At 36.8% G+C, this 13,234-nt stretch carries 8 protein-coding genes; 2 read left to right on the forward strand and 6 right to left on the reverse strand.

The genetic code is table 11. The features are described from left to right. Window positions 1–83: 83 nt before the first annotated feature. The 3 genes from FFJ24_RS21995 to FFJ24_RS22005 form a co-directional block, all read right to left on the reverse strand. Window positions 84–1,946 (reverse strand): ABC-F family ATP-binding cassette domain-containing protein, encoded by a 1,863-nt coding sequence (locus tag FFJ24_RS21995; RefSeq protein WP_138819285.1) that lies wholly within the window; start codon window positions 1,944–1,946, stop codon window positions 84–86. 616 nt (window positions 1,947–2,562) lie between these two features. Beyond that, window positions 2,563–3,000, reverse strand: coding sequence for an rRNA maturation RNase YbeY (gene ybeY / locus FFJ24_RS22000; RefSeq protein ID WP_138819286.1), 438 nt, complete (start codon window positions 2,998–3,000; stop codon window positions 2,563–2,565). 154 nt (window positions 3,001–3,154) lie between these two features. Continuing rightward, window positions 3,155–6,472, reverse strand: coding sequence for a DUF4175 family protein (locus FFJ24_RS22005; protein ID WP_138819287.1), 3,318 nt, complete (start codon window positions 6,470–6,472; stop codon window positions 3,155–3,157). A 396-nt stretch (window positions 6,473–6,868) separates the two neighbouring features. Here FFJ24_RS22005 and FFJ24_RS22010 point away from each other — a divergent pair, with 396 nt between their 5' ends. Continuing rightward, the gene (locus FFJ24_RS22010) at window positions 6,869–8,374 is read left to right on the forward strand and encodes a glycerophosphodiester phosphodiesterase family protein (protein ID WP_138819288.1); all 1,506 of its coding nucleotides are present in this window, start codon (window positions 6,869–6,871) and stop codon (window positions 8,372–8,374) included. A gap of 177 nt (window positions 8,375–8,551) precedes the next feature. Further along, window positions 8,552–10,921 carry a phosphocholine-specific phospholipase C gene (locus FFJ24_RS22015; RefSeq protein ID WP_138819289.1) on the forward strand — a complete coding sequence of 790 codons (2,370 nt, stop codon included), beginning with the start codon at window positions 8,552–8,554 and terminating at the stop codon, window positions 10,919–10,921. 84 nt (window positions 10,922–11,005) lie between these two features. Here the strand turns inward: FFJ24_RS22015 and FFJ24_RS22020 are convergent, their stop codons facing one another. The 3 genes from FFJ24_RS22020 to FFJ24_RS26225 form a co-directional block, all read right to left on the reverse strand. Further along, complete coding sequence (locus tag FFJ24_RS22020; protein ID WP_138819290.1) at window positions 11,006–11,575, reverse strand: DUF2911 domain-containing protein; 570 nt, start codon at window positions 11,573–11,575, stop codon at window positions 11,006–11,008. A gap of 133 nt (window positions 11,576–11,708) precedes the next feature. Then, window positions 11,709–11,894, reverse strand: coding sequence for a hypothetical protein (locus FFJ24_RS22025; protein WP_025141696.1), 186 nt, complete (start codon window positions 11,892–11,894; stop codon window positions 11,709–11,711). A 315-nt stretch (window positions 11,895–12,209) separates the two neighbouring features. Beyond that, window positions 12,210–12,419 (reverse strand): hypothetical protein, encoded by a 210-nt coding sequence (locus FFJ24_RS26225; RefSeq protein ID WP_168202530.1) that lies wholly within the window; start codon window positions 12,417–12,419, stop codon window positions 12,210–12,212. Between the last annotated feature and the right edge of the window lie 815 nt (window positions 12,420–13,234).

The following is a 13,234-nucleotide window of genomic DNA, read 5'->3' on the forward strand; positions in this document are numbered from 1 at the left end:
CCTATGCCAGGGTGACAAGTCTAATTATTTTTCAATGTTCCACGTGAAACATAACGTGGAAAATAGGATAGAATTGTTTTAAATTATTCTGAAAGCTCTAACCAACGCATGGTGTATTCATCCAGTTCAATTTGTATATTTTCAATCTCACTTGAAATTTCCTGAATTTTAACATAGTCGCTAGCATCTATATTATTTAGGGCTTTGGTAAGATTTGCAATTTTAGTTTCTGCTTCTACCATACCTCTTTCACTATCTTCTAATTCTTTCTGCTCTTTGAAACTTAATTTTTTTGCAGCTTTAACTGGAACTTGTTCCATAACAGGGGCTGAGGTTTTCTTGGTTTCTGTTTTCGCTTTTGGCTGTTCTAAACTTAGGCGGTATTCTGAATAGTTACCATTGTAAATTTTAACAACACCTTCGCCTTCCATGATAAACAGTTGATCGCTCATTTTATCGAGCAGGTACCTGTCGTGAGAAACCAACATTAAAATACCGGGGAAGTTTTCTAAAAATTCTTCGAGTACATTTAAAGTATCAATGTCAAGATCATTTGTAGGCTCATCCAAAATCAAAAAATTTGGATTCTGCATCAACACTTTCATTAGGTTCAAACGTTTCTTCTCACCACCACTTAACTTCTCTACCATGCCATGTTGTTTCTTTGGCGGAAAGAGAAATAAGGTTAATAGGGCAGAAGCAGTAATCACAGAACCATCAGCCATTTTGATATATTCGGCATCTGACTTTACAATGTCAATTACCCTTTCTTTTGGATCGAAAGTTAAACCACCTTGTTTGTAATAACCAAAAACTGTTGTTTCACCGGTATCAACTGTTCCGGCATCTGGTTTAAGTTGACTGGTAATAATATTTAAAAGGGTAGATTTTCCAGTTCCATTTTTTCCTGCTAAACCAATTCTGTCGCCTTTTTTAAAAGTATAACTAAAATCATTAATGATAGGACGGCCATCAAATGCTTTTGCAATATGTTCTACTTCAATAATTTTCCCACCCTGGCGAGACATCTTCATTTGAAGGCTAATACTCTGATTGTCAGACTTTTTCTTTGTTTTTTCCTCTAAATCATAAAAAGCATTGATTCTGGCGTTAGATTTAGTTCCACGAGCTTGTGGCATGCGTCGCATCCACTCCAATTCTTTCTTTAATAGCTGTTGGTTCTTGTGTTGAACCGTTGCATCTAAGGCTTCCCTTTCCGATTTCTTTTCTAAGTAATAAGCGTAGTTTCCATTATAATTGAAAATTTTACCTCTGTCCAGTTCTACAATCGTATTGCATACGTTATCTAAAAAGTACCTGTCGTGGGTAACCAACAGAATCGTTTTTTGTCCGGTGGTTAATAATTTTTCAAGCCACTCAATGGTATCAATATCCAGATGGTTGGTAGGTTCATCAAGTACTAAAATTTCCGGATCTTCAATCAAAAGTTTGGCCAGAGCTAAGCGTTTCTTTTGTCCGCCGGATAGGGTTGCTATTTTCTGCTGAAGATGAGTGATGCCCATTCTATTTAAAATGGTCTTGATCTCATGCTCATATTCCCAGGCGTTATGCTCGCTTAACTCTTCATACAAACGGTTAAGGGTTTTCTCATCAGGATTGGGATCTTCAATTAACTCCTCATATTCCTTGATCAACTGTTGTTGTTTATTCTCCAGAGAAAAAATATGATCACTGATGGAATAACCTTCGGTAAACTGGGGTTCCTGATCTAAAAAACCAATTTTAACAGATTTATTTTTTACAATTTTACCTTCAAGCGGAGGGAACCTTTCTGCCAGTAATTTCAAAAGTGTACTCTTACCCGCACCATTAATACCAACCAACGCAACGCGCTGACCAGAGTTAATACCCAAGGTTAAATTCTTAAACAGCCATTCGTCATGATAACCATGTCCTAAGCCTTCTGCCGCAATTAGTGTGCTCAATTTTTTTGTATTTCGGATTTATAAAGGAAAATTAGTGCAAAGGTAAGGATAAAATACTTGCAACGGCATATTCAAATTGCAAAGGACTTCTGTATCAGGTAAAAATGGCAGAAACTTGATTGATGATAGCCAGGGATGTGCAGATTAGCACGGAATCTTTTATTGGTTTTGTCATCCTGAGCGGAGTCGAAGGATAAAAACAAAACAGCGGTTGGACTCGCTCCACCGCTGCTTCAATCATTAACTAAAACTAAACTTTATCTTGTATAATGTCGAGAATATAAATTCCAGACCATTATGTATTTGTTGTTTTCTGAATATAGACTGCGGTTGACGGAAAATGTTGCAGGGAATTCGGGTGTATTATACCAGTACAGACTAATTGTCGACGAACGCCCTTAAGTGTTAGACGAACGCCAGGAAAAATAATAAGGAAAAGGGTATTATTTACTTGGACTTAGCAAATTGTGGAGATCCTATTATTATTCTTAATGCAAGAATCTGCTATCAATGGATGCAAACTCAAATAAGAAGGTAGAGAATGAAATTGCTGTGATAATCATTTAAAGATTCTTCACTGCGCTCAGAATGACATCATGGGAAAGAAAAAGGTAGACTAAACTAATCCAAATTCAGTTCTATATCCTAAATGTTCATCTTCTTTTCGAGTCATCAGGGTTTTGGCGGCTTTTCCTTTGTCTTTGTATCCTAATAGATGTAGGGTTCCGTGGATCATGATCCTGCAAACCTCATCAAATTCTGAAGTTTTAAAGGTTTTAGCATTTTCTTTAACACGTTCTATGCTGATGAAAATATCGCTTACAATCTGTTTTTCTTCTTCAGAATTATCAAAAGTAATAATATCGGTATAGGTATCATGGTTTAAATATTGTTGGTTGATGCCTAAAAGATATTCATCGCTACAAAAAATGAAATTTAGTTCCTGCAATTTAAAGCCTTCTTTTTCAATTGTAGCTTTAATCCACTTTTTGATCTTTAGTTTTTGAGGAAGATTATAGCTAACTGATTCTGTAAAAAATGATATTGCAGGCATTGTTTTTTGGTTTATGGCTGCAAATTTAAGAATATAATTTCGTCATTTCGAGCGAAGTGCAACGAAGTCGAGAACCACGTAGTGCTCAGCGAAGCTAAATCTGCCTGTATTAGATCTTTCCATTCGCTGCGCTCAGTCGAGATGACGAGTGGATTTATTGGCTTATATTCAACGATTTCAAATACTCAGTAATTTTATTTTTGTAATAATAATTTAAACTAGGTGGCATTTTCTGCAACATGCTATGACCGTTTTGTTGCTGTTTTTTAAACTGATCGACCATTTTTTGATAGGATGGAGGAAACTCCTTTGCGGCTTTACTTTCGCGTTTTGAATCTTCTTCCTGATCGCGTTCTGCTTTTTCTGCTTCTAACAGTTTGGTTAACAAATCTTTCTGCCTGTTTAAAGTTTCCTGTTGTAAGCGCTTGTTCACCAGATCGCTCTCCGTCTGTTTCATTTCTTTAATGGCCTCATTTAAGTTACCCATCTTACCGGTTCCATCTTTATTTTCTTCACGGTTGATTTTTTCCAATGCCTGGCGGATCATTTGCTGTTGTTGTGCCATTTTACCAAATTCCTGGCTCATTTGTCCTTTACCAACTGTACCTTGATTACCTCCCGATTTTTGCATTTGCTCCTTTGCTTTCTGCATACTTTTATTCAGCTGGTCCTGCATCTGTGAAAGCTGTTTCATACCCTGCTTTTGTTTTTTTCCACTACCACCTTTACCATTTTTCTGCATGTTTTGCAGCTGACTTAAGGCTTCGCTTAACATCAGGGTGAGGTTATTGATAGAAGTCATAGTAAATTGTTGGAAGCGATTAGCCTCAGATGTTCTTCTATCACCCAAATTTTCCAAACTTTTATCCAGGTTGAAGTTAATCTTGTTCATCTCCTCGTTAACTGTTGATTCTATCTGCGGAACACGTTTATTTAGGCTGTATAAGCTATCGGCAATGGTTTTAAGGTTATCTTTAATGCTGCGTTGTTTTTGAACGTTACTGGTGTATGATGGATCGGTAGCGTTCATTTTTTTTAATGCCAGCATTACTTTTTCCTGATCAAATGAGGTTGTCAATAGATTTTCTAATAATCGTCGCAACTCTTTGGCATTCAGGTTGTTTTCCATTTCTTCACCCTGTTGTTGCATGTCGCTCATTTTCTTAGATAACTTTTCCATCTGATCTGCGGCCTTTTGCTGTTTTTGGCTCGCATTTTTAGAATCTTTTTTATCTATGGCATCTTTACTTTCCTGTTGTTCTTTTTGTATATCCTGAACATCTTTTTCAGGATTTTCGAAAGGGTTTGGTCTTTCTAATGACTTATTTTTTTCTTCCAGTTTTTTAAGATCATCTTTCAGGTCTTTCATCTCTTTGTTAAGCGCATCCTGTTTTTGCTTTAAAGACTCGTTATCCTGTTTTTTATCTTTTGTTTGTTCTGCAAGCTCTTTTTGTTCTTTGGCAAGCTCATTTAACCGATTGATATCGGTTTGAAGGTTTTGTTCAAATTCTAGCTGTTTATAGAGTTCTAAAATCCTGTCGAGTTCATTTTTAAGGGTTTTATTATCCAATTGCATTTTGGAAAGCTCATTCTTTGTCTGATCTTTATTTTTCTCATTCATCAGGTTCTGCAGCTTTTGCAAAAGCTCTTTGGTTTTTTCATCCAGCACATTATCAAATAGGTCTTTGATCTGCTTCTGTTTTTCTAAAAGTTCCTCGGTTTGTTTTTGATCTTCCTGCTGCTGGATATTTTTATCATTCTGCTCTTTAATTTCCTTTACGGCTTCATCAAGCTGTTTTTGTTTATCTAAAAGGGCTTCAATCTGCTTTTTATCTTCGAAAGAGATCTGTTTTTTATCAATCAGGCTTTCAGCTATCTTTTTACTTTCTTTTTCAATGGTATTGGCCAAACGGATAGCCGACTGTACCTTCTGTTTTAAGGCCTGATTACTTGCGTTTACCTGTTCGGCAGTTTCTTTTTTGGTAGGCTGTTTAAAGGTTTTAATTTCCGACCGGGTAACTTTTGCTCCGTTAACCCCATCATTATCGGCTACTTCAAAGTAATACTCGATCTCCTGACCAGGTTTGGCTGAAGCCGTTTTTAAATCCCAGAAATAGAAGAAAGTATTCTCTGTGACATTACTTTTGATGGCGATATTTTTATTAAATGAACCAACAATCCGGTTGTTTTCTTTGATGTTGTATTTAAAGCTTAAACGGCTAAAACCATAATCATCTGTAACCTGACCACTAAAATACAGGGCTTTGTTGCTTACCGAATCTGGCTTTCCTTCTACAGTAATGCCTGGAGCCTGATCTTTAACCACCGTGATTTGATGCGATAGAGAATCCCGAAGCGTAACGTATTGATTTTTAGGAGTGATGCTATATTTAGAATTGTTTTTGATGGTGGCATTAAAAGCAGATTCGTTATCCTCCACTTTTAAATTGTTTTCGATACCATTCAGGATAAACAAAATTGAACTGCTTTGTCCGGTTTTAAAGTTCCAGGTAACCCTGGTACCTTCTGGTAGGAGCATATCGCCCACATTGGCTACCTGTTCAGTTTTTTTGCCAAGGTAAGCAGGAAAATTTAATGTTGCTGTTGCATTCAACAGTTCAGGACGGGGTTTAACAGTAAGGGTAAATCCAGAAGAACTGAAGCCACCACCTTTAAAAACCAGTTTTTTATCGCTTTGAATGTTTTTTATACTGTAATTAAATTTGCTGATGTTCTCTTTTTGCAGTTTGTAAGTATTTTTTCCGTCTTCTACATAAATTTCAGCAGGAAGTTCATCACCAGATAGTTTTAGGTTTATCGTTATATCATCACCTTGTGTTACGGTTAAATTTTTATTTAAAACTGCAAAACTGAATGGTGCCTTTGGTGCAATATATTCATCGTATTTAAAAAAACTGTTGGTGCCCTCACGTAAAATTGCAGGAGCGATAATGGCGATGAATAAAATGATAGAAAGTGGGATAAAAAGATATTTTAGATACTTTTTATTGTCATTAATGCTTACCGCAGTATAAAAAGGAACGGGTTTAAGTTCCAATATTTTTTGATCGATACTGGCTATAATGAGGTGATTATTGTTGGGCTGGTTTTCTGATAGGCGGTGAAGCTGCAGGGTGTTGAGCAATTTGTCTTTAATATCGGAAAAGTGGTTTCCGATGATAACCGATGCTTCGTCAAAAGTAAGGCGTTTACCTAGTTTTAACATAGCAAGCAATGGCTTTATGATGAGAAAACCTACCAGTAATAAGCCGATGAGCAGGTAAGTAAAAAATACAAAGGTTTTAAAACCTGCGGTTGGATTGAGGTAATACAGGCTTAAAAAAACAATTAAATATAGGGCGAGAAGTATAGCAGCTGCATAAATGCTGCCACGCAAAATTTTATTAAGGTAAAATTTTCGGATAAACTCATCGATCTTCCGTAATAATTCGTTGTAGTTATTGCTCACCATATCACCGTAAATGTAAAAATTGTTCCAGTCAATTGAAAGGAAAGTATATTTAGGTAACGTGTTTATTTCAAATAGTTTATCTGTTTTCCGATGATGGAGATGTTATTTTTTATTCTTTGGAAAACAGCGGGAAGTGTTTCATAGCTGTTTTCAGTCCTGCTTTTTGCTGCAACAAAAGCAGAAAAAGCTTTTGGTTTCCGCTTCAATCGGGTTTATTTAACAAATTATAAAGCCAATGGCCAGGTGCACACACTGTATTTATCTGTGTACTCTGTGGTTGAAAATATTAATTTAAAAATCTTTATCTTGTTTTTATTAATACAAAGGTTACATAGATTTTAAACGAGTGTTCTCATAAAAATCTACTTTTGATTTTTTGTATAATCATACCAAAACATGAAACGAGTACTTATTTCTGCACTGATGTTGTTCTTTTTTACTGCTTCTTTTGCCCAAAAATTTAACTGGAATAAAAACCCGGTAATTGCACACCGTGGCGCCTGGAAGAAAAATAATTTTCCTCAAAATTCCATTGCTTCTTTAAACGAAGCCGTAAAACTGGGCTGTTATGGCTCAGAATTCGATGTATGGATGACGGCTGACGGTGTTTTGGTCATAAACCACGATCCGGAATTTCAAGGTTTAACCATCGAAAAAGTCAATTATAATGAACTATTGACCAAAACCATGAGCAATGGTGAAAAAATCCCAACACTTGAAGCTTATCTATTAGAAGGCAAAAAGCAGAAAAGCACCAAACTGATTTTGGAGATCAAACCATCGCTCATCAGCAAAGAGCGCGGTATTGATGTCACCAATAGATCTGTAGAAATGGTGCAGAAGTTAAAAGTTACCGATTGGGTTGAATACATCAGTTTTGATTACGATTACTGCAAACGCGTTTTAGCTTTGCTACCAAAAGCAAAAGTGGCGTATTTAAGGGGCGAAATCAGTGCTGAGCAGATGAAAGTCGATAAATTAACAGGTGTTGATTATCATTATAGCGTTTACCAAAAAGATAACTGGATCGAAAATGCACAAAAACTGGGTTTAACCGTGAATGCATGGACTGTAAATGCAGCACCCGAGATGCAGTGGCTTTTAGCCCATAAGGTAGATTACATTACAACTAATGAGCCTGAACTGCTTTTCGAAGAGATTAAAAAAACTCCGGTTACTCAGGGCTGGAAACTAAAATGGGCAGATGAATTTGATGATGCCGGATTGCCTTTAAGCAAAAACTGGAGTTATGATGTTGGCGGAAAAGGCTGGGGAAATAACGAACTTCAATATTATACTGATGCCGATAGCGCAAATGCGGTTGTTAAAAAAGGAAACCTGAATATTATTGCAATAAAGGCAGATAAAGAGGCCAACCATTATACCTCGGCCAGGTTGGTCACCAAAAACAAATTCGATTTTAAATATGGCAGGGTAGAAGTATGTGCCATGTTACCAAAAGGAAGGGGTTTGTGGCCTGCAATATGGGCTTTGCCAACCGATTCGAAATATGGTAATTGGCCAAAAAGCGGGGAAATTGATATTATGGAACATGTAGGCTACGATCCTGATAGCGTGCATGGAACGGTACATACCGAAAAATTTAACCACGTTATCAAAACGCAGGTAGGTAAAGCTTTAAAAGTAAATAATCCTTATACCGAATACCATGTTTATGCCATAGAATGGTTTGCCGATCGCATCGACTTCTTTATCGACGATCAAAAATACCTCACTTTTAACAATACCAAAAAGGGATCAGGCGATTGGCCGTTTGATCAGAATTTCCACGTGATTTTAAATGTAGCTGTGGGTGGCGGCTGGGGCGGAAAAAAAGGAGTGGATGATGCTATTTTTCCGGCAACCATGAAAGTGGATTATGTGAGGGTGTTTCAGAAGTGATGGAAGAGGTGAGATGGATGAGGGAAGATGGTTTTAGTTCAAGAGTTCATTGCTGGATTGTTAAATTGTTGGCATAGTTAGCTTGGACTAATGACTTCTAACTAAAATTTAACTGTCAACTGAAAAATGGTAACTGAAAACTATAACTAGCGGTATCTAAGCTATATTGTATAATTTATGGACTCACGTAGAGAATTTTTAAAAAAAGCGGCCTTGTTTGCCGGGGCCACGGGTATGGCCAACACTTTGCCCAGTTCGTTGCTAAAAGCCATGTCGATTAACCCAGAGTCGGGCAGCACCTTTTACGATGCAGAGCACATCGTTTTTTTAATGCAGGAAAACAGGTCGTTCGATCACATGTTTGGTAAAATGAAAGGCGTTCGTGGCTTTAATGATCCGCATCCGCATATCCAGCCAGATGGCAACAAAGTTTGGCTCCAAAAAGATGGTCAGGGTTATACTTATGCCCCATTTCATGTCGACATTAACAAAACCAAAATTACCTGGCAAGGTGGTTTGCCACATTCGTGGAACGATCAGGTTGCTGCGCGTAATGGTGGCCGTTATGATAAATGGCTTCCGGTTAAAACCCCGATAACTTTGGCTTATTACGATCGGAATGATATTCCTTTTTATTACGCCATGGCCGATGCTTTTACGATATGTGATCAGCATTTTTGTTCGTCGTTAACCGGAACAACACCAAATCGCCTGTTCTTTTTTACCGGAACGATACGGGGAGAGAAAAGTGAAAACCGTGTGGCAGTAGTAAATAACGATCAGGCTGAATCGCAGAACAATGTATTTGTAGACTGGCCAACTTTTCAGGAAACGTTGGAAGATAATGGCATCGACTGGCGCATTTACCAGAACGAGCTTTGGACATCAAAACTTCCGGAAGGTGAAATAGACGATTGGTTGGGAAATTACGGCGATAATCCTGTTGAATACATCAGCAGGCATAACGTTAAATTATCAGCTTATTTCAGAAAAAATGGCGATAATACGGTTAAACCTGCATTATCAGCCAAAGAAGTTCAGGCGAAATACGATAAATTATCGCAAAAAGAAAAAAATCTGATTGATAAAGCCTTTACCACCAATATTTCGCAAAAAGATTACCTGGAACTTGAGCCTTTTACGTTTAAAAACGATCAGGGTCAATCAGAAACCATCAATATTCCAAAAGGGGATATTTTTTACCAGTTTAGAAAAGATGTAGACAGCGGAAAACTGCCAACCGTTTCCTGGTTAGTGGCGCCACAGCGTTTTTCAGACCATACCAGTTCGCCTTTATATGGAACCTGGTACGTAAGTGAGGCTTTGGATATCTTAACCAAAAACCCAGAGGTTTGGAAAAAAACGATCTTCGTTTTAACCTACGATGAAAATGATGGTTATTTCGATCACCAGCCGCCTTTTGTAGTTCCGAATCCTGATGATCCAGGTAGTGGGAAAGTATCTGCCGGAATCAACTATGCAACAGATTTCGAAGTCCGGAAGGGGAGTCCGATTGGTTTGGGTTACCGTGTGCCTTTGATTATTGCCTCGCCATGGAGCAAAGGCGGTTTTGTAAACTCGCAGGTTTTTGATCATACCTCTTCCTTAATGTTTATGGAAAAATGGCTGGCAAAAAAAACGGGTAAAGTGATTAAAAGCAATAACATCAGCGATTGGCGAAGAAATATTTCCGGCGATTTAACTTCCGTATTCAGACCCTTTAATGGTGAAGAAATTAAGTCTCCTGAGCCCTTAAAACGTGATGTAGTAGTAACCAATATCGGTAATGCCAAAAACAAACCCGCACAGGTAGGCCCAACGGCACTAAATAAAACAGAGATAGCTAAAATCAATAAATTCGAGTCCTTTTCACGTGAAACATCAATCCATGCACCTAAACAGGAAAACGGAACCAAACATGCCTGTTCACTACCTTACCACTTAATAGTAGATGCAAAGGTGGTAAACAATGAAATCGAGCTTACTTTCCAATCGGCTAAAACCTTATTCGGAAGTGAAACCGAAAGTATTGGCGCACCATTCAACATGAATACCATTGCCAAATTTAAAGGTGTGGCTGGTAAAACCTGGGCTTATGCAGTAAAGGCTGGCGATACCCTGAAAGACAATATCAAAATAGATGATTTTGACAGCGAAGTTTACGACCTGGCCATCAGCGGACCAAATGGTTTCTACAGAAATTTTGCCGGAAGTAAAAAGAATCCTCAGGTAGTCATAAAAGCTTATCCGGAGCAAAGTGGTTTGGTAAGTAAAAAGCTTAACGGAAACCTTGTTTTTGCCATAGAGAACAAAGGTGCTGTTTTAATTACTTTGCAGGTTATCGATAATAAATACAAAACAGGGACAAAAACGGTAAGTATAAAGCCAAAATCGAGAACGAATGTGGTATTTAATTTAGCTAAAAACGCGAATTGGTACGATTTCAGTATTATACAGCCTGGGAATGCCTCATTTAAACACCGTTATGCAGGTAAAATAGAAACCGGAGAAGTTACTCAAACCGACCCATACATGGGCAACGCATAATAAATATCAACCCTAAAAGGGGATAGATTTTAAATATAAAGTCCTGACAACAACCGGGACTTTATATTTTTATTTCTTTTTAACTTAAAAATTAATCGGTAATTCTACCTGTGTTTTGTCCCAGCCAATAATCAGGTTTGCGCCTTCTGTAGCCGGTGTAAAAGTTAACGAGAAATATTCTATCGGTTTAGCCAAGGTTTTAACCGGAACATTTACGCGCACAATGTCTTTAGCTTTATTATAGGTAAAAGCACCCCATTTATCGGTTTCACTATTTACAATAATGGTCCAGGTATCTTGGTTAGGAATGGCGAATAGGCTATAGGTACCCGCTTTGATTTTCTTGCCGCCAATACTTACTTTTTTGAAGAAACGAACTTCTGTACTCTCGTTGGCACCAAAACGCCAAACTTTACCATACTGTTCTAAAACGCCGAAAACATCCCTTCCTTTCTTCTGTGGACGCGAATAAACAATCTTTATAACCGGTTTTGTTGGATCTCCGGCTTTTGCCTTTGGGGCATTAAGCGGAAAATAAACAATGTCTGCAGGACTTGGGTCAGCAGCAGGAAATTTTATTTCAGCGGGAGAGGCTTGTTGAGCCCTGGCGCTAAAACAAAAAAGAGCGAAAACAACAATGAAGATATTTTTCATTTGTAGGTTTTTGTTTTCAGTTGGCGATGAGCAATCACGATTTTACAGTTGTTGGTAAAATCATAACGGTCTCATTTGCTGTTGGATTAATTTTAAATCCTTAAAAGAATCTAGTTATATAAAGAGCTACAAACTAGTATTTTCTTCCTTTTACGATAGCGTTTAAAAATAAGCCTGCTGTTAACAAACCTAAAACACCACCTAATAAAGCGAAAATATAGTTTTGCGTAATGATTGCTCCAGTTAAAACTCCGAAGAATAAACCTAAAGCATAATATAACCAGTTGAAATTATTGCTGCTGTTCTCTTGTACACTCATGTTTTCTGTTATTTGGAGGCAAAGTTAGTATTAATCAAGATGATTTTAAAACTAAAACAGTGTTTTCTCTAGAATATAAGAACAAATAGTGAGTATCTACATGAATCATACAAATTTAAAAGCTAAGATATGGAATTAAGATAGATAGGTATGCAGAAGAACGCCAGATTGTGCCACCAATAATTGAAAATATTAATGAAGCAATAAAAAAGATAATCCCAATTTTATACTTTACTTTTTTCGATAGTTTATAAAAAAGAAGTGACAAACATCCTCCTGTCAACGATAAAAAGTACCCAATTGTACATATTCTATTTAGTATTTCCAGATTCCTGACATACTTATTTCTGGATAATATATAGCGTTTACAGATATCACCTGAACGCCTTTTTGTTCCGTGAACATCCCAGTTTTCATTAAATAAAAGATTCCAAGAGGGCCAACAAAAGGGCTAAGTAAAAATACCAACAATTCAAGTGCACAGATTGATACTGCTATAAGGTATATAATTCTTAATGTTTTCATGTTATAATGATTAATCAGGGCATTTTCTGGATAATACACTAAGGGATTTTGATCCGATAAGTTATTATTTAACCAAAGTCCAATCTGGTTTTTGAATTGTGGCGGATACAATCGAGCTTTTTCCAATATTATTACTAACAAAAGATGCAACTTCCCTTTGGACCGATTTCCAAAGTTTTTCTTTCTGTGCGAAAGCAATCCCGGCTCCCCATTTAGTAAAGCGACAGGAAGCTGGTGATAATCATAAATAACTAAGGGCACCTTGTGCTTTGAAATCCAGGTTCTGAATTATCTCTTTCTTAGTTTTTAAATTCAGATGCTATTCTCTGTTCCTCTATAAGCATCATGACCGATATTATCGGCTTGAAGCCTGATGGTAATCTACATTTTGAAGATTAAAAAAGGATATTCATAGTTAGTAAGAAATTATTAATTTTTAAAGGTTTAATTATTTCATAATCAATGACACAATTTTTTTTGGGTTTTGTGGAAGCATGAGGTGAACTAAGTAAAGTACTACTTCACTAACAACTAATTTGATATCCAGTTTTTGATCAAAGTCAAAAATAATCTTATATAATCCATAAAATTAATATTATCTATACAACAGCAAGGCCAACATGGATGTAATACAACCTATGATTAACACAATCTTTATAGTTTTCTTACCAAATTTTAATGGCACTAGTAATAATATTGATAGGCTTATTATTCCAAATGGATAGGAAATAAATAACGCAGAGTTGTAGACCCAAAGCCAAGAAGAGAGGGCAAACCAAAAGGCAAAAGCTATCGCCATAATATTTAAAAATCTA

Source organism: Pedobacter sp. KBS0701 (assembly GCF_005938645.2).
Taxonomy (GTDB): Bacteria; Bacteroidota; Bacteroidia; order Sphingobacteriales; family Sphingobacteriaceae; genus Pedobacter.